This window comes from Pseudomonas sp. PS01301 (assembly GCF_029960215.1).
GTDB classification, from domain to species: domain Bacteria; phylum Pseudomonadota; class Gammaproteobacteria; order Pseudomonadales; family Pseudomonadaceae; genus Aquipseudomonas; species Aquipseudomonas coleopterorum.
In genome coordinates, this window is the sequence record NZ_JASCPM010000029.1 from 1 (window position 1) to 18,429 (window position 18,429).

At 57.1% G+C, this 18,429-nt stretch carries 14 protein-coding genes, 1 tRNA gene and 1 pseudogene; 6 read left to right on the top strand and 10 right to left on the bottom strand.

Annotation, left to right across the window (positions count from 1 at the left end; translation table 11 throughout):
* Positions 1 to 84 precede the first annotated feature (84 nt).
* The 6 genes from QMX89_RS15440 to dibA form a co-directional block, all read right to left on the bottom strand.
* Complete coding sequence (locus tag QMX89_RS15440) at positions 85 to 1,074, bottom strand: sulfate ABC transporter ATP-binding protein (RefSeq protein ID WP_049859008.1); 990 nt, start codon at positions 1,072 to 1,074, stop codon at positions 85 to 87.
* 3 nt (positions 1,075 to 1,077) lie between these two features.
* Positions 1,078 to 1,944 (bottom strand): sulfate ABC transporter permease subunit CysW, encoded by an 867-nt coding sequence (gene cysW / locus QMX89_RS15445; protein ID WP_056844569.1) that lies wholly within the window; start codon positions 1,942 to 1,944, stop codon positions 1,078 to 1,080.
* Positions 1,945 to 1,958: 14 nt separating this feature from the next.
* Positions 1,959 to 2,777, bottom strand: a complete 819-nt coding sequence (cysT, locus tag QMX89_RS15450) for a sulfate ABC transporter permease subunit CysT (protein WP_056844570.1) — start codon at positions 2,775 to 2,777, stop codon at positions 1,959 to 1,961.
* 151 nt (positions 2,778 to 2,928) lie between these two features.
* Positions 2,929 to 3,939, bottom strand: coding sequence for a sulfate ABC transporter substrate-binding protein (locus tag QMX89_RS15455; protein ID WP_049859005.1), 1,011 nt, complete (start codon positions 3,937 to 3,939; stop codon positions 2,929 to 2,931).
* Between the two features lie 58 nt (positions 3,940 to 3,997).
* Positions 3,998 to 4,180 (bottom strand): sulfur starvation response protein OscA, encoded by a 183-nt coding sequence (oscA, locus tag QMX89_RS15460; protein WP_043191814.1) that lies wholly within the window; start codon positions 4,178 to 4,180, stop codon positions 3,998 to 4,000.
* Between the two features lie 118 nt (positions 4,181 to 4,298).
* A complete protein-coding gene (gene dibA, locus QMX89_RS15465) occupies positions 4,299 to 6,164 on the bottom strand; it encodes a phosphodiesterase DibA (protein WP_282348873.1) in 1,866 nt (621 codons plus the stop codon).
* Between the two features lie 147 nt (positions 6,165 to 6,311).
* Here dibA and desA point away from each other — a divergent pair, with 147 nt between their 5' ends.
* Positions 6,312 to 7,496 (top strand): delta-9 fatty acid desaturase DesA, encoded by a 1,185-nt coding sequence (desA, locus tag QMX89_RS15470; protein WP_049859003.1) that lies wholly within the window; start codon positions 6,312 to 6,314, stop codon positions 7,494 to 7,496.
* 161 nt (positions 7,497 to 7,657) lie between these two features.
* Positions 7,658 to 8,647 (top strand): sensor domain-containing diguanylate cyclase, encoded by a 990-nt coding sequence (locus tag QMX89_RS15475; RefSeq protein WP_049859012.1) that lies wholly within the window; start codon positions 7,658 to 7,660, stop codon positions 8,645 to 8,647.
* Between the two features lie 753 nt (positions 8,648 to 9,400).
* Here QMX89_RS15475 and QMX89_RS15480 read toward each other — a convergent pair.
* From QMX89_RS15480 to gabD, 3 genes are all read right to left on the bottom strand, one after another.
* Positions 9,401 to 10,606, bottom strand: coding sequence for an HDOD domain-containing protein (locus tag QMX89_RS15480; protein WP_282348874.1), 1,206 nt, complete (start codon positions 10,604 to 10,606; stop codon positions 9,401 to 9,403).
* Between the two features lie 389 nt (positions 10,607 to 10,995).
* Positions 10,996 to 12,276 carry a 4-aminobutyrate--2-oxoglutarate transaminase gene (gene gabT, locus QMX89_RS15485; RefSeq protein WP_043191825.1) on the bottom strand — a complete coding sequence of 427 codons (1,281 nt, stop codon included), beginning with the start codon at positions 12,274 to 12,276 and terminating at the stop codon, positions 10,996 to 10,998.
* A 125-nt stretch (positions 12,277 to 12,401) separates the two neighbouring features.
* Entirely contained in the window at positions 12,402 to 13,844 is a 1,443-nt protein-coding gene (gabD, locus tag QMX89_RS15490) for an NADP-dependent succinate-semialdehyde dehydrogenase (protein ID WP_056844575.1), read from the bottom strand.
* A 309-nt stretch (positions 13,845 to 14,153) separates the two neighbouring features.
* Here gabD and QMX89_RS15495 point away from each other — a divergent pair.
* The 3 genes from QMX89_RS15495 to QMX89_RS15505 all read left to right on the top strand — a co-directional run bounded on the left by QMX89_RS15495 (position 14,154) and on the right by QMX89_RS15505 (position 16,069).
* A tRNA-Arg gene (locus tag QMX89_RS15495) sits at positions 14,154 to 14,230 on the top strand.
* A gap of 238 nt (positions 14,231 to 14,468) precedes the next feature.
* The gene (locus QMX89_RS15500) at positions 14,469 to 15,392 is read left to right on the top strand and encodes a hypothetical protein (RefSeq protein ID WP_282348875.1); all 924 of its coding nucleotides are present in this window, start codon (positions 14,469 to 14,471) and stop codon (positions 15,390 to 15,392) included.
* 23 nt (positions 15,393 to 15,415) lie between these two features.
* Entirely contained in the window at positions 15,416 to 16,069 is a 654-nt protein-coding gene (locus tag QMX89_RS15505; protein ID WP_282348876.1) for a hypothetical protein, read from the top strand.
* Positions 16,070 to 16,310: 241 nt separating this feature from the next.
* On the opposite strand, the pseudogene QMX89_RS15510 reads toward QMX89_RS15505, so the two are convergent.
* A pseudogene (locus QMX89_RS15510) lies at positions 16,311 to 16,525 on the bottom strand (tail assembly protein); the annotation flags it as partial.
* 404 nt (positions 16,526 to 16,929) lie between these two features.
* On the opposite strand from QMX89_RS15510, the gene QMX89_RS15515 reads away from it, so the two are divergent.
* Positions 16,930 to 18,360: a hypothetical protein gene (locus QMX89_RS15515; protein WP_282348877.1), complete on the top strand. Its 1,431-nt coding sequence runs from the start codon at positions 16,930 to 16,932 to the stop codon at positions 18,358 to 18,360.
* Positions 18,361 to 18,429 lie beyond the last annotated feature (69 nt).

Below are 18,429 nucleotides of genomic sequence, written 5' to 3' on the forward strand. Positions count from 1 at the left end.
CCGCTGCTACAGGTGTGCGCGATCTCCTGTAGCAGCGGCGCGAGCCGCGTCGGCGGCACATGCGGTACGTCTGACGCGCCGCCGCTACAGGCCCGACGCCTTCTGCCACACCTTGGGCTTGAAGAACAACGTCTCGCCCCGCGCCAAACCACTCAGGCTGTCATGGTCCTTGACCACTTCCGCCTCGATCAGATCGCTCTGCCCTTCGACCTTCAACGTCACCCGCGTGGTTGCGCCCAACGGGCGAATGTCACGCACCTCGGCAGCATGGTGATCCTCCAACTCATGACGCGACAGCGACACCTCGTGCGGACGAAACAGCACATGCTCCTCACCGCCCAATTGCAGACGGTTGGAATCACCCAGGAAGTGATACACGAAATCGCTGGCCGGATTCTCGTACACATCGCCCGGCGAGCCGATCTGTTCGATGACGCCCTTGTTCATCACCACGATGCGATCGGCCACTTCCATGGCCTCTTCCTGGTCGTGAGTCACGAAAACCGACGTCAGGTTGATGTCCTCGTGCAGACGAGCCAACCAGCGGCGCAACTCCTTGCGCACCTTGGCGTCGAGCGCACCGAAAGGTTCGTCGAGCAGCAACACCTTGGGCTCGACCGCCAGCGCCCGGGCCAGAGCGATACGCTGGCGCTGGCCACCGGACAACTGCTCGGGATAGCGATCGTGCAACCAGTCCAGCTGCACCATGTTCAACAGCTCATGCACCTTCTGCGCAATCACCGTTTCGGTCGGCCGCTCGCGCTTGGGCTTCATGCGCAAGCCGAAGGCCACGTTGTCGAACACCGTCATGTGCCGGAACAACGCGTAGTGCTGGAACACGAAGCCGACGTTGCGATCCCGCACATCATGGCCGGACACGTCCTCGCCATGGAACACGATGTTGCCCTGATCGGGGGTTTCCAGCCCGGCGATGATGCGCAGCAGGGTGGTCTTGCCGCACCCGGACGGGCCCAGCAAAGCCACCAGCTCGCCACTCTGGATGTCCAGATTGATGGAGTCCAGGGCCTGGAAGGCATTGAAGCGCTTGCTGACGTTACGAACTTCGATCGACATTAATCATTCCTCCGCGGCGCTGTTGCGCAGGCGGTCAATACGGGACTCGCTCCACTGCTTGAGCAGCAGGATGAAGAGCGCCAGGATCAGCAACAGGCTCGCAACGGCAAAGGCGGCGACGTGGTTGTATTCGTTGTAGAGGATCTCCACGTGCAACGGCAGGGTGTTGGTCACGCCACGGATGTGGCCGGACACCACCGACACGGCACCGAATTCACCCATCGCCCGCGCGGTACACAGCACCACGCCGTAGATCAGCCCCCACTTGATGTTCGGCACAGTGACGTGCCAGAACATCTGCCAACCGTTCGCGCCCAGCAGGCGCGCCGCCTCCTCTTCCTGCGTGCCCTGCTCCTGCATCAGCGGGATCAGCTCACGGGCCACGAACGGTACAGTGACGAAGATCGTCGCCAGCACGATGCCGGGCAAGGCGAACACGATCTGGATGTCATGGTCCTGCAGCCACGGCCCTAACAGGCCCTGGGCGCCGAACATCAGCACATAGACCAGGCCGGCAATGACCGGCGATACCGAGAACGGCAGATCGATCAGCGTGACCAGGATGCTCTTGCCGCGAAACGAATACTTGCTCACGCACCACGCCGCGCTGACGCCGAAGACCAGGTTCAGCGGCACCGAGATGAGCACGGCGAACACGGTCAACTTGAGCGCCGACAACGCATCGGGCTCGAAGATGGCGGCAAAGAATGTCCCCAAGCCTTGCTTCAGGCCCTGGGATACGACGATGAGCAACGGCAACAACAGAAACACGGCGAAGATCAGCCAACCCAGGGCGATCAACACCCGCCGCGAAGTGGCGCTGCCACGGCGGGCCGCATTGGTGGAGGCAGCAATGGAAGATGCAGACATGTGCGGAGCCTCCTTCAAGGGGTTTCGATGCGCCGCTGCAACAGATTGATCAGCAGCAGCAGAATGAAGGAAACCACCAGCATCATCACGCCGATGGCCGTGGCGCCGGTGTAGTCGTATTGGTCCAGCTTGACCATGATCAGCAGCGGCAGGATCTCGGTCTTCATCGGCATGTTGCCGGCAATGAAGATGACCGAGCCGTACTCGCCCACGCCTCGGGCGAAGGCCAGGGCGAAACCGGTCAGCCAGGCGGGCAACAGCGCCGGTGCCAGGATGAAGCGGAACACCTGCAAGGGCTTGGCCCCCAGGCAGGCCGCAGCTTCCTCGACCTCACGCGGAATGTCGGCCAGCACCGGTTGCACCGTGCGCACCACGAACGGCAAGGTGACGAAGGTCAATGCGAGGGTGATCCCCAGCGGGGTGTAGGCGATCTTGAAGCCCAGATCGGCAGCGAACTGCCCGACCAGACCATTGGGCGCGTACAACGCGGTCAGGGCAATGCCTGCCACGGCCGTGGGCAGGGCGAACGGCAGGTCGATCATCGCATCGATGATCTTGCGTCCGGGGAAGGTGTAGCGCACCAGCACCCAGGCTAGTAGCGTGCCGATCACACCGTTGATGATGGCCGCGCACAACGCCGTGCCGAAACTGAGTTTCAACGCAGCAAGAACGCGGGGTGCCGTGACGATGGTCCAGAACTGTTCCCAGGTCAACTGCGCGGCATGCACGAACATGGCGGCCAGGGGGATCAGCACAATCAGGCTGAGGTACACGACGGTGTAGCCCAGCGTCAGCCCGAAGCCGGGTATGACGGGGGAGATACGACGCGACATAGAAGTCCTTGGTTGGTACAGGTTTACGCATCATGGCCTCTTCGCGGGCAGAGGGCTCGCCGCCCGCCCCGCTCCCACAGGGTTCATATGAAACTGTGGGAGCGGGGCTCTGCCCGCGAAGAGGCCAGCCGCCTCAACACATGTCTATAACTTATTGAGCCTGATAAATCTGGTCGAACACCCCACCGTCATTGAAGAATTTGGGCTGCGCCGTTTTCCACCCGCCAAAATCCTTATCGATAGTGACCAGATTCAACGCCGGAAATTGCTTCTCGTACTTGGCCGCCACGTCCTTGTCGCGCGGACGATAGAAATTCTTCGCCGCGATTTCCTGGCCAGCCGGGCTGTACAGGTGCTTGAGGTAAGCCTCGGCGATTTCCTCGTTGCCTTTCTTCTTCGCGTTCTTGTCGACCACCGCCACTGGCGGCTCGGCGAGGATGGACAGCGAAGGCACGACGATGTCGAACTTGTCCGCGCCGCCATCTTCCTTCAGAGCCAGGAACGCTTCGTTTTCCCAGGCCAGCAGCACATCGCCCTGGCCGTTGTTGACGAAGGTAATGGTCGAACCGCGCGCACCGGTGTCGAGGATTGGTACATGCTTGAACAGCGTCTGCACGTATTCCTTGGCCTTGGCCTCATCGCCACCACCGGCCTTCAGGCCATAGGCCCAGGCGGCCAGGAAATTCCAGCGCGCGCCGCCAGAGGTTTTCGGATTGGGGGTGATCACCGAGACATCGTTCTTGATCAAGTCGCCCCAGTCCTTGATGCCCTTGGGGTTGCCCTTGCGCACCAGGAACACGATGGTCGAGGTGTACGGCGTGCTCGCATCCGGCAGGCGGGTCTGCCAGTTCTCCGGAAGCGATTTACCCAGCTTGCTGATCTCGTCGATGTCGCCCGCCAGCGCCAGGGTTACCACATCAGCGGGCAGACCATCGATCACCGCACGGCCCTGCTTGCCCGAACCGCCATGGGACTGCTTGATCGACACGTTGTCACCGGCGTGTTCTTTCTTCCAGAAGTTGACGAACTCAGCGTTGTATTCCTGATACAGCTCACGTGTCGGATCGTAGGACACGTTGAGCAGCTCGTAGTCCTTGGCGACTGCGGAACCGGCAAATACGGCGCTGGCGAGGGCTGCCAAGGCATAACGGCGGATAGACATGGACGAAGCTCCTGGAATGGCGGGTGTTTTTCTTATGACTGATACGCAGGGCGCGTATTCAGCTGGGCTTGTTGCCCGGGTTCTGCAAACGGAATTTTTCCTTGCGCTCGATCTGCACGACCTGAGCGTTGTGAACGGTGATCTCCACCGCACCGAAACGCAGGTCGCGCAGCGCGCTCTGAATTTCCCGCAGAATGGTGGCTTCGTCCTGTCCTTCTACGCTGCGTAGCGATGCGCTCATGATCATGCTCCTGGGTAAGGGGGTGCCAAGGTGGCGTGAGCGCGATATTAGAGAGGTCCTATTATTCTTAAAAATACTGTTTAAGAATTTTCATATAACCAAACGTGTTTTTGGCCATTCACCGTGGTTGCCATGTCAGCGCTCTGGCCTCCACAGGGCGACCGAACCAGTAGCCCTGGCCAAGTCCGCACCCATGTTCCAGCAGAAACCGGGCCTGGTCAGCCTGCTCGATGCCCTCGGCATGCACCTGCATGCCCATGCTGCGGGCCAAGGCGATGATCGCCGTGGTGATCGCCACATCGTCCTCGTCACCCGGCAGGCCGGCAACGAAACCCTGGTCGATCTTGAGCTTGTGCACCGGCAGGCGCTTGAGCCTGAGCAAGGATGAATAACCGGTGCCGAAATCGTCGATCGCCAACTGCAGGCCCAGGTCGCGCAGGTGATGCAGCTGCTCGAGGGCGCGGTCCGGATCATCCATGACCGCACTTTCGGTGACTTCCAGCTCCAGGTGCGCAGGCGCCAGTTGCGTCTCGGCCAGGACCTTCTCGACCTGCCGGCAGAGATCATGGTGGCTGAACAGACGGCTGGAGATGTTCACCGCCACGAAATCCAGTGCCTTGCCCTCGACCTGCCACTGGCGCATCTGCCGACAGGCGGTGGCCAGCACCCAGGTGTCGATCTCGGCGATCAGACCGCTGCGCTCGGCGATGGGTATGAACTGTCCCGGCGGCACAAGCCCGCGCTCCGGATGCTGCCAGCGCACCAGCGCTTCAACCCCGACCATGGCGGTGTCGCGCAGTGCATGCACCGGCTGGTAATGCACGCACAGCTGACCATCCGCCAAAGCCTGCCGCAGTTCGGCGGTCACTTCGATGTGCTGCTGGGCGCGCGCGGTCAGCTCTTCGGTGTACAAGGCATAGCTCGAACGACCCCGCGCCTTGGCCTGGAACAGCGCCGAATCGGCATTGCGCAACAGTTGTTCGGCGCCTTGGGCATCGTCGGGAAACACGCTGATGCCCATGCTGGCACTGATGAACAGGGTGTGGCCATCGATGACGAAAGGTGCTCGCATGCCTTCAAGCAATGCCTGCCCCAGCGCCGTCGCCTGACCGCTGCGCAATTCGCCTTCCACCAGCACGGCGAACTCATCCCCTCCCAGGCGGGCCAGGGTTATTTCTTCGCCCAGCCCCGACTGCAGCCGCTCGACCACCGCCATCAACAACCGGTCACCCACGCCATGACCGAAGCTGTCGTTGACGTTCTGGAAGTGATCGAGGTCGATCAACAGCAAGGCGCAGTTGCGGTGCGCAAGCCTGGCCGTGTTCAACGCGTGCTCGGCGCGGCGGCTGAACAGCAGGCGGTTGGGCAGCCCGGTCAATGGGTCGTGCTGTGCCAGATGGGCCAGCTCGCGCTGTGAATGCCTGATCGCGCTGATGTCGGAGAACACCGCCACGTAGTGGCTCAGCATTCCCCGATCATCGCGAACGGCGCGGATGGTCTGCCACTGAGGATAGATGTCACCACTCTTGCGACGGTTCCAGATCTCGCCGCTCCACTGACCGTGCTCGGCCAGCGTGCCGAACATCTGTTCATAGAAGGCCGGCGGGTGCTGCCCGGACTTGAACCTGCTCGGGTTCTGCCCCAGCACTTCGTGCTCCTCGTACCCGGTGATCGCCATGAAGGCCCGATTGACCTGCAGGATGCGCCCTGCGGTATCGGTCACCAGCACACCATCGGCGGTGCAGTCGAAGACCGCTGCCGCCAGGCGTCGGCTTTCGCGATTGGCCTGGCGCGCACGCTGCCAGGCGAAGGCAAAGGCACTGCCCAGCAGCCACACAGCGCAAGTGGCCAGATGAAGCTCCCATCCGGCCAGCGAGGCACCGAAAAGGCCGTTGGACAATCGATCGCACAACAGAAGCCACAACACGCAGACAATCAGGTAAATCACAACGGCGCGCGTTGTAACCCGAGATAAAACGGACATAGGGTCAATCGGCCCACATAAAATGTGTATCAATTATAGAATAGAAACATTCAGCGACTCTTCTTCAAAAGAGCGACTGGCTTTCTCTGATAGCTTGTCGATAATGCGCTGCACGCATTACCCACCCAACCGAGGGCCCTCCCGCCTATGTGGTACAACGGTTTTCTCGATCTGTCCGCCTGGCAAGTGGTGGCAGTCACGTTGTTGCTGACCCATGTCACCATTGTCGGTGTCACTGTCTATCTGCACCGCTATTCTGCCCACCGCTCCCTGGAACTCAACGCCGGGCTCAAGCACTTCTTCCGTTTCTGGCTCTGGCTCACCACTGCCCAGAACACCCGCGAGTGGACCGCTATCCACCGCAAGCACCACGCCAAATGCGAAACCGTCGACGACCCGCACAGCCCCGTCATCAAGGGCCTGGGCACCGTCATGCGCACCGGCGCCGAGCTCTACCGCAAAGAGGCTGAAAACCCCGACACCTTGCGCATCTATGGCAAGAACTGTCCCGAAGACTGGATCGAGCGCAACCTGTATTCACGCTTTCGCCTGAGCGGCGTGGTGCTGATGCTGGTCATCGATCTGCTGCTGTTCGGCGCCCTGGGCCTGACGGTCTGGGCCGTGCAGATGATGTGGATTCCGTTCTGGGCCGCCGGCGTCATCAACGGCCTGGGTCATGCCGTGGGCTACCGCAACTTCGAATGCCGCGACGCGGCCACCAACCTGGTGCCCTGGGGCATCATCGTCGGCGGCGAAGAGCTGCACAACAACCACCACACCTACCCCAACTCGGCCAAGCTGTCGGTCAAGAAATGGGAATTCGACATGGGTTGGGCCTGGATCAAGCTGTTCACCTGGCTGCGCCTGGCCAAGGTGCAGCGTGTGGCCCCGATCGCCCACCGCGTGGAAGGCAAGGGCCAGCTCGACATGGACACCGCCATGGCGATCCTGAACAACCGCTTCCAGATCATGGCGCAGTACCGCAAGCTGGTCATCGCCCCCCTCGTGCAACAGGAACTGAGCAAGGTCGACGAATCGGTACGCCACCAATTTCGCCGCGCCAAGCGCCTGCTGTCCCGTGAAACCAGCCTGCTGGACGAGGGTCATCATCTGCATATCCAGACGATGCTCGAACACAGCCACCCCTTGAAAGTCATCTACGAAAAGCGCCTGGCCCTGCAACAGATCTGGGCGCGCACCAGTTCCAACGGGCATGATATGCTGGCCGCCATCAAGGATTGGATCCAAGAAGCGGAAGCCAGTGGTATCCACTCGTTGCGCGACTTTGCGACCCAGCTCAAGACCTATTCGTTGAGGCCTGCGGTAGCCTGAGCCGTTTATCGGTACGCCCCGGCCCCGGGGCGTACCGTCGGAACTTCATCACAGTTTTCCGCTCTCAGACTCATAGCGCTACCGCCTGGGGTCATGCCTGGGCCGCGCCTTTTTCGCGCATCCGTTCGCAGTAATCCCAACGCCTCTGAGATGCCGTGATGATGGTCAATAAAAAATTACCTTCTACACCCGTCAAGCCTTTACCCGAAGCCGCCGAAACCTTACTCGCCTTGATGCATGCCCAAGGTGAGGTCGCGCGGTTGAAAGAGCGCGAACAGCTATTCAGCTCGCTGTTGGTCAGCGTCAACGCGGTACTCTGGGCGTTCGATTGGGAAACGCAGCAGATGATCTACGTCAGCCCTGCCTACGAGCGGATCTTCGGTCGCTCGGTGGGGTTGTTGCTGGCCGACTACAACGAATGGCGCGACAGCATCTACCCCGACGATCTCGACTACGCCGACCGTAGCCTCGCCGAGGTTCTCGACAAGGGCGCCGTCGAAGATCGCGAGTACCGCATCATCAGCGCCGACGGTCAGATCCGCTGGCTCAGCGACAAATGCTTCGTCAGCCACCAGGCAGATCCCGGTCAGCGCGTCATTGTGGTGGGCATCGCCGAGGACATCACCGAAAAGAAGCACCTGGAAGGCGAGCTCCAGCGCCTCGCCACCACTGACGTGCTGACCCAGAGCAGCAACCGCCGACACTTCTTCGAGTGCGCCCACCGCGAGTTCGAACAGTCCCGCCTCAACGACACACCGATGGCCTTCCTGCTGCTGGATATCGATGACTTCAAGATGATCAACGATACCTACGGTCACCAGGAGGGCGACCATGTGCTGCAACGCATTGCCGAAACCGGCCGCGCGGTGTTGCGCCGTGGTGACCTGTTCGGGCGCATCGGCGGCGAAGAGTTCGCCGCGGTGTTCCCAGGCTGCGCCCCAGACATGGCCATGCAGATCGCCGAGCGCCTGCAACGCGAGATCCAACGCATGAGCTTCAACCACAACGGCAAGAGCTACGGCGTCACCGTGAGCCAAGGCCTGACCAGCATCCAGCCCCAGGACGAAATGCTCGACTCACTCTTCTCGCGCTCCGACGCCGCCATGTACCAGGCCAAGCGCCAAGGCAAGAATCAGATCGTGCCCGCCTAGGTCAGCGAACCATTTGTGTCCCCGGCCACTCGTTCAATTGCGACACGCCTATTTTATGCAACCGTGCTGGATTGATCACGTCTGGCCCATTAGGCAATTAAAGCATGTTGTATCAACTTGTAGAATTATCTACCTAGATCAAAGCCCATTGGGTGGAGGTTGTGCTAGCCAACTTCATTGCTCTCTATTAAAAAGACATATTCGTTTCCTTGAGCCATATGTTAGGTCATGGTTTACTTTTCCATGAAGCTACGGAGAATAACCACTCAAGGGGTTACACATGAAATAATTATTTATAATTGCCACACTTATCCCGCTATCGGTTACGGCCAATTGTGGTAGCGAAAACTGCCTAAGCTTTCCCCCTGCTTATTCCAGGTTAACTAAAGTTGATTTGGAGGACTGGGAGTCTGTCACAAAAGAATTCAGAGACAACGCTCTTTGGAATCAAAACACTACTGAAATCCAGTCATGTGAAAGCCTCTATACCTTGCCGGTTACCACATCGCGCGAAGGTAATGTCAGCTTTGGCGGTATCTGCACCATCGCAGGCTCAGGCCAAAAGGTATTCATCTGCACCGACCGCATGCTGGGCCGCTTCGAGGTATTTCCAGAATTTCAGCGTGACCTGCCCTAGATCGCTCAGAAAATATTCGACCATTGCTGGGGTGGTTGATCCTCATCTCTCTCGATTGCCGCCAAGGCCCCAGGTCGATAGAGGTCTTTATCCATGTCCCGGCGTAGTTCAGCAGATCAGCGAATCATCGGCGCCCCTCGCCACCAGTTCAGCTGCGACACCCCTATCTTAAGTAACCGTGCGGGTTTGCCTTGAGCGATTTGGGTGACATCTTCATCTGCCCCCAGCGACGCCATTTGCGCCGCAACATTCACAATCAACTTTTCCCTCGAGTAGACCCCTCCGCCCAATTGATAGGCTGCGGCAATCAACTCTCGCAGTTCAAGCGGCAACCGCCAGCGTCGGCGCAGTTCCGATCCATAAGGCGCACTGAAAGTACGCAGCACCTGGGTGATCCGGACTTCGTCGAGCTCGCCGCCCGCCAGTTGCCATTCCTGCAACACCCGCAGCAACGCCAGGTCACCCAGGCAGTGCAACAAACCTGCGCAGTGGCAAAACCACTCATCTAGCTGCTGCTGACGCGCAATGCTGCGGGCGAATTCCGCGGTGTGGGCCGAGCGGTTCCAGCAGACCTCGGCCCGCTCCAGCAACAGTGGGTCGGTCAGGTAGGCGCCAGGTTTGGAGGCCAGGGCCAGCAACAGGTTTCTGCTCTGTGTGACACCCAAGGCGTACAGTGCCTGCTGCAGCGTCAATACCGGCGACGCACCTGGTTTCGCGGCGCTGTTGGCCGCGCTGATCAGCACTGCCGTGACCTGCGGATCACTGCGCAGGTTGGCTTCCAATACCTTCATATCTCCCGATGCGCGAATCACGGCCGCCTGCACATCACACAACAAAGGGCCGCCGTCGCACTCCAGGCGCCGACGCTCGACATAGTGGTCCAACGTAGTACCTGCAGCGATCTGTGGAGCCCGCTGCGCTCCAACATCTCCCGAGTTTGGCAGCAAGGTCAGCAGACGCGCTTTCAAACCTGCCATATCCACAGGCTTGGTCAGGTACGCCGTCGGCGCCAACGGCAGCACTTCTCGCACACTGGCACTGTCGCCGCGCTCGCTCAGCAGAATAAAGGGCAAGGTCGCCAGGCGAGGGCTTTTGCGTACGCCGCGCAATAGATCGAGACCGCTGATACCCGGCAGCTCGCGTGTGGCGATCACCAGATCCGGTAGCTCACGCAGATGCTCCAACGCATCAGGCCCCGTCGCGCACATTTGCAGACGCGCATCGCCCCGTACGGCCAGCAGCATTTGGGACAGCAGATCACGCATCCAGGGGTCGGAATCGGCGATCAACACACGAGGGGGGAAGCTGGCAACAGCATTCATAGGCGCACTCCATGAGCCAGAGGTGAAGGCCGGGTCAGGGCCGTGATGCGTGAGCACCGACAGTATGGCGTGTCGGTCGTGCAGAACAATGGATCCAGCAAAGGGTTTTTAGCGCATGCCGCGCCTTGCTGCAAACGGCCAGTTGAAGAATCACGGGCTTGGTAAAGCACCGGCTCAGCTTGATATTTATAGCGCGACCTTCAGCGTGCTGCGCCCCTCGGAAACCGTTGTTTACGTGCAGAAGTGTGGGCGTCGTTGATTACCTTATTTCAAAGACAATCCCGACTGGATCGCTCGTGCCATCCTCGATCAGTGCATAGCCAGCCAAAATAAAACCACCCCATAAAAAAACCCGCCGAAGCGGGTTTTCTATCAAACGATCACATCACTCAAGCCAGTTCAGCGAAACACTCTTCGATGATGGCCAAGCCTTTGTTCAACTGCTCGTCTGGCGCGGTCAGCGGGACCAGGATGCGCAGGACGTTTCCGTAAGTACCGCACGACAGCAGGATCAAGCCCTTGTCGCGCGCCTTGGCCACGACCTGGGCCACTGCTGCGGCGTTCGGCTTGTGGGTGTCGCCGCCTTCGAACAGCTCGACGGCGATCATCGCGCCAAGTGCACGCACATCGCCAATGACCGGGTACTTGGACTGGATGGCACGCAGGCCAGCTACCAGGTGCTCGCCAACGGCCTTGCTGCGATCGAGCAGGTTTTCTTCCTCGAACACTTCCATCACGGCCAGTGCCGCGGCGCAGGCGATCGGGCTGCCGGCGTAGGTGCCGCCCAGGCCACCTGGTGCGATGGCATCCATGTACTCGGCCTTGCCGCACACACCGGCAAGCGGGAAGCCGCCAGCGATGGATTTGGCGAAGGTGGTCAGGTCGGGCGCAACGCCCATCTGCTCCATGGCGAAGAACGTGCCGGTACGGCCTGCGCCGGTCTGCACCTCGTCAGCGATCAAGAGGATGCCGTGTTGATCGCACAGGGCGCGCAGACGCTGCATGAAAGCCTTGGGCGCGACATAGAAGCCGCCCTCGCCCTGCACCGGCTCCAGAATGATCGCTGCGATGTCACGGGCTTCGGCGTCGTTCTTGAAGATGCGCTCGATGCTGGCGATGGAATCGTCGACGCTCACGCCATGCAATTCGCAGGGGTAGAGCGCACGGAACACACCGCCGGGCATCAGGCCCATGCCGGCCGAGTACGGCACGACCTTGCCGGTCAGGCCCAGGGTCATCATGGTGCGACCGTGGTAGGCGCCGGTGAAGGCGATGACACCGGCGCGGCCGGTGGCGGCACGCGCGATCTTGATGGCGTTTTCCACGGCTTCGGAGCCTGTGGTTACCAGCAGGGTCTTTTTGTCGAAGTCGCCCGGCACCTTGGCGTTGATCTTCTCGCAGACCTCAACGTACGGCTCGTACGCCAGCACCTGGAAGCAGGTGTGGGTCAGCTTGTGCAATTGCGCCTGTACGGCGGCGATCACCTTGGGGTGAACGTGGCCGGTGTTGAGCACCGCGATACCGCCGGCAAAGTCGATGAACTCGCGGCCTTCGACGTCGGTGACCGTGGCATTCTGCGCCGACTCGGCGAAGATCGGGTGAATCTGGCCCACGCCGCGCGGGACGGCTGCCTGGCGGCGTTGCATCAGGGATTCGTTGGTCTTGCTCATGAAGTTCCTCATTCGCCGCTCATCGGTCGGCGTGATTCAAGGATTGAGCGGCCGGTGAGTACCGCAGCAGCATACGATGATCGACTGCTGCGGACGCCGGCCGCCAAGGGTGTCTGCGCGGTGGGTTACACCGAAATGCAGAGGTATTTGATTTCCAGATAGTCTTCGATGCCGTACTTGGAGCCTTCACGCCCCAGGCCCGAAGCCTTGATGCCGCCGAACGGCGCCACTTCGTTGCTGATCAGACCGGTGTTGATACCGACCATGCCGTATTCCAGCGCTTCGGCGACACGGAACACCCGGCTCATGTCGCGAGCGTAGAAGTACGACGCCAGGCCGAACTCGGTGTCATTGGACATGGCGATCACTTCGGCCTCGTCCTGGAAGCGGAACAGCGGCGCCAGCGGGCCGAAGGTTTCTTCCTTGGCCACGGCGGCATCCTTGGAGACGTTGACCAATACGGTCGGCTCGAAGAAGTTGCCCTGCAGTGCGTTGCCGCCGGTCAGCACGGTTGCGCCCTTGCCCACGGCATCGGCAATATGTTCCTTGACCTTGGCCACGGCCTTGTCGTCGATCAGCGGGCCCGTGGTGGTGCCCTCTTCCAGACCGTTGCCGATCTTGAGCTTGCCCACCGCCACCTTCAGCTTCTCGGCGAACGCGTCATACACGCCGTCCTGCACATAGATGCGGTTGGCGCACACGCAGGTCTGGCCGTTGTTGCGGTACTTGGAAATGATCGCGCCCTCGACCGCCTTGTCCAGGTCGGCATCGTCGAACACGATGAAAGGCGCGTTGCCACCCAGTTCCAGCGACACCTTTTTGATGTCCTTAGCGCATTCGGCCATCAACTGGCGACCGATCTCGGTGGAGCCGGTAAAGCTCAGCTTGCGCACGATTGGGTTGCTGGTCAGCTCGCTGCCAATGTCGCCGGCGCTGCCGGTCACGACACTGAACACACCCTTCGGAATACCCGCGCGCTCGGCCAGTTCAGCCAGCGCCAGCGCCGAGAACGGCGTCTGCGAAGCAGGCTTGAGCACCATGGTGCAACCGGCAGCCAGCGCGGGACCCGCCTTGCGGGTGATCATCGCGGCAGGGAAGTTCCACGGTGTAATGGCCGCGGTCACGCCGATCGGCTGCTTGATCACGATCAGGCGCTTGTCCGGCTGGTGACCGGGAATGGTGTCGCCGTAGACGCGCTTGGCCTCTTCGGCAAACCACTCGATGAAGGACGCGGCGTAGGTGATCTCACCCTTGGCCTCGGCCAATGGCTTGCCCTGCTCCAGGGTCATGAGACGCGCGAGGTCATCCTGGTTCTCGATCATCAGTTCGAACCAGCGGCGCAGCTTGTTCGAACGCTCCTTGGCGGTCAACGCACGCCAGGCCGGCAGCGCCTTGTCGGCAGCCTCGATGGCGCGACGCGTTTCGGCGGCGCCCATTTTCGGCACGGTGCCGAGGATTTCGTTGGTAGCAGGGTTGCTGACCTTGATGGCCTGCCCACTGTCGGCGCCCAGCCACGCACCATCTATATAGGCTTGCTGGCGGAACAACGAGGTGTCTTTGAGCTGCATGTCGGCTTCCTTAACGGCGCCGTACGTGACGGCACGAATGGAGGGATGAGAAGTCGCCCGGGCTGAGGTGGAAATAGCGCATGGATGGACTCATGCGTTTCAGCGACCAGACAAGAGCGTTTGAAATCTCAAACGAATCCTAGGATCTATGGGGTGAAAGGACAATAGCCGTTCGAAAAAAAGAACGACAGGCCCCGTAAACAAGGGCTTGCCCAGCCTGTGCACCTGTCACCGTAGCAGATTACAAACGATGGGCCGGTTATCGCAATGGACGACCACCCCCGACATGGGTATCATGGCGCCCGCGTTGCACCAGTAGCTCAGCTGGATAGAGTACTGCCCTCCGAAGGCAGGGGTCGTGGGTTCGAATCCCGCCTGGTGCACCAACAAATTCAAAGGGTTAGCGGTTGCCTAACCTTCTCCACCAAATATGGTGGGTGCAATATGGGTGCATATAGCCACATCTTCTCTTGAGCAGGTGCGAGCTAATGCGCTTCTCGCTGGTCGCGTTCGTCATGGAGTGAGGAGCGATGCCGCCTTGTATAGGTAGCACTGAAATGCTGCCTACCCCGGAACCTGCCAAGCTATCCTGCGCCCCCCTCTATAGCTAAGACGGGCAGAGCTATGCTGGATAAGCACGATCGCTGGATTCACTACTATACTGCTTCGTTAGAGACGGCGCCCCTTGGGGCTCCTCGTTACGACTTAAAAGAAGCATTAAATAAAATTGAAGCAGAATTCAAAAAAGACCTCTGCTACAAAATGGTAGATAGAAATACTGCGTGCATTCGTGTTACCGATGTGAGATTTAAGAAGGACGGCTCAATGGCAGCCTTATTAATTCAGTATTCGGATTCAAACGCTGCCGATCCGTCTTTCAGTCATTTGAAATCTGGAAAGCTCAGACAGGAGCCGAAGCTTGATGGAGAAGGGATTGCTGTTTCAGCACACATGGTCATTAATCTAATGCCTATGCCTGGAAAGCCTTTGGAGTTCCTCATGCTTCTTGAAGACGTTCCAGGAATTGGTAAAACACGAATACTTCCCTTCCTAAACGCCGTGCTGAAAAAGACTATGCTTAGGACATTCATCGATCCCGCAACTGGGAAGGAAGGCAGTTGCCATCCTTACTTAACGATGATCCATCATACTTCAAACACTCTTAAAAAAGACCTCGAAGATGGTGAGCTCAGATTCATAGAAGTCAGCAAAAGTGATACAATAGCCGACCTGGACGAACCAGAAAAGCTGATCAGATCGACTAATATTGTGAGAGTTAAAGTTGCTCCAAAGCTTGACGGAGAAGAGGCAGTTGGACTTATAAACAGAGTGCGCAGAATGTACTCAAACAAAGGGTTTGAGCATTTCAAAATAATTTTTAAACACGAGGAAGGCAAAATTCGCACTGTAGACCTTAGTTCGGCAAGACAGGACGCAGCAGAGGCACTGTTTGGGAGAATGGAGTTTCTAAAAAGTGTGCAACCACTGCCGCAGTGTTCCGATGAGCTAAATATGGCTTTTGTTGCTCAAATTTCAGATCTAAAGTAGCAGAGGTAATGGTGATGGGTAGCGTGAAACGCCTGTTGGTACCACTCGTCTATTTACGAATTCGACGACCTGACAAGTTTCTGGACGAAATCGTACTTCCTGCTGCCTTTTTAGCGCTTTCCTTGGTAATTTTTTGGGTTATCGACTGGAAAATTCAGGTATTCGGCGATAAAGGCCTTATTTCAGGTGTTGGCAGTTACCTGCAGATCGTTACTGGCTTTTACATCGCCTCACTGGCAGCCGTTGCTACTTTTAATCAAAAAGATATGGATAAAAGAATGGATGGAGACAGCCCAATTCTGACGCCGGGCTGGCTAATCAACAATGCACCGGAAACACTCACGAGGCGCAGATTCCTCTGCTTCTTATTCGGATATTTATCGTTTTGCTCTATTTTCCTCTATTTCTGTGGGATAGCGGCAAATCTAGTCGCTTATCCAATTGCCCAGATGATACCAGCCCAATACGCTTTTACGATTAAATGGAGTTTTGCCTGCGTCTATCTTTTCGTCCTTTACAACCTAATTTCTACTACATTACTCGGACTTTACTACATGACCGAGCGAATTCACCGACCATCGGCAGAATTTACCGATAGCCCGATTGACGCTGAAACTGATACAGGTCCGCAAAGAAGTACCGGTGAGCCAACCAATGGGGACACCGGCTGGGACTAGAGTCAGATACTCAAGAGCGATGTTCCACTAACAAACAAAGTTCGGTGGTTGAGGAAAGCGGCTACGGTTCAAAATCGAACCCTTCGATATGGCTCGCGGCGAAGCTAGCTCGTCGATTCAAAGAGGTAGGTGGCCAAAGCTGAGCCACCGTTACAACCACGGATTTTGTCCGTGCAGATCACGTAAAATCCAAGAGAACGAAAAACGTCCTTAACCGATCCTGCACCTAATTTTCGGTTACCTAAACCTTGTCCTCAGCGTAGATCGAGGCCGAGTGGATCATCCCATCCCAATGACGTTCGCCAATGCAGATCGAACCGAATTACCGCCGACAGCGGTGTTCTTTGCGCAGCTGAAGGCATAGGACGGCAGGCTCTCTGGCGGGCCACTTTGTGCTCAGCCTTTTGGGTTGAGGGCTGAGGGCTGAGGGCTGAGAATCTGAGTGACGCCGCCAGCGGTGCAGAGACGGAATCGAATATTTCTACGAGATGTCCATACAATGGGACGTCGGAGTGGATGAATATTCAGCAGGCCCCGAATCGTACCCCTATCCAACTGGAAAGCCTGCGCCAATGAGTACGATGCGCCGAGGGATACACGGAAACGACGTGGGGCCTGTGATCGAAAGGCATCTCGGACCGATTGCCCGCTTCATGCTCACGAAGCTGCATGCAGCTTTCGTTGCTGACTGATCAAACGCACGGTTCGCCCATCTGCTCCCAGTTGTTCATGACTAGCAATTTCTCCCCAAAGCGACAAATGATCTGAGGATGCACACGCCTTGTGACACCAACCGCTTGTACTTTTACACCATGCGGACTGCCGCTACACTCTCAGTTTGGGCAGGCAGGGTGAGCTTCATGGAAAGTAGTCCAAGGAAGGCAGTTTTTACACGCAAGGTGCTCTCAGCCGCTAGGCGCTTTCCAGCGTTGTTCCCGCGGCGTATCAGGTGCATTGCTGAAAGCCATGAACACTTCATAAATAGGAGCGCAAATAAGAAATTTCCTTCCTGGGCTAGTTTTTTCTATGATCCGGAGAAAACTATAAAGCTTAAAGGGATAGGTTGTGTATTGGAGTTGACGTCCAGAGAGCTAGCTATGCTAAGAGAATGGCATGAGCGCTCAAAGCATACTTGGATTGATGACAGACACGTAGAAGCAGTCTACGCCAGATCCTATCTATCTAGCCCTCGTGAAAATATCGTTGGTAATGTTAGCTTTGGAGGCAATCTGGGTCCTGGAAGTGTGGACCATTTAGAAGATGGGCCTCGGTATTTCTCAGGGTGCTTGTTAAGCTTAGCTCTCCTACCTTCAGGGTCTGCGTACTTAAATTTATATTTTTGGGCAAAGCCCACTGCAACCGGGATGGTTCAGGGGGTTGATACTTCAAGCTTAACGCCCACCGCAGAATTCAAAGGATACAACCTGTTCAGAAAAAATAATCTCGCTGTTTCGTACTACAGGTCAGATTATTTGGCTGGTCAGATGCTTAGAGATAGAATGGCTATGCTTGAAGATGATGCTTTTGCCGGTCTTGATAATATATTAAAAAAAATAGGCATGCCTGGATCATCTTGCAGATATATATTTAAAGGATGGGATTTTATTAATGATAGTGATCGGCTGATCTTTGCTGATCAGGGTAACTCTAATCAGCTCGATGATTATCAGGCTCAAGAATATGTTTATAGAACTTATCAGGGGGCATGTGTTAGAGAACTACTTTCTAAAGGTGTTTTTCTTGATCTAAATGAGTTCAAGTCAGAGAGATATGACTTGTTGGAGGTGCGTTCTCAGCGATATTCCTCGTTTGGAAGAGAGTACGATCTAGATGAGTTTACAAAATCAGCCAATCAGATCTTTGATTCGGTGATGGTTGTCTCATTGCCTGGGCATTTTTATTATAAGATAAAATGTCAGTTGAAGATATTAGAAAAGCATATAGGTTTTGAGTTAGAAAATACACATTGTTCTGAGAAGCAGACTAAATTGTTTTCCATTATTGAAAATCTTACTTTGGTAAAGGATGAGATAGATCAGTTGAGGAAGTACACGTCATGGGTATGTCCAGAGCGTTACTTGGCTGTTTACGAAGGGCGACTGAACGGTTTGAGCGATTTTGTGCTAAAAGTTTTAGCTAGAGCAGATAGAGAATACAAATTTGTTAATGATAAAATAAATATTAAAATTGTAAATAGCAATAGACACTACTCATTGATGCTGGGGGTATTTGCTGTAGTCCAAATCGCCCTGGCGTGTCTCGCAATAGACTGGGGTAAGTGGTTGAATTGAAAGATCTGCCGAGACGTCGCAGAAACTAGGTCTGCAATGCTTCAGGCAAGATGAGTGAGTCGAGAATAC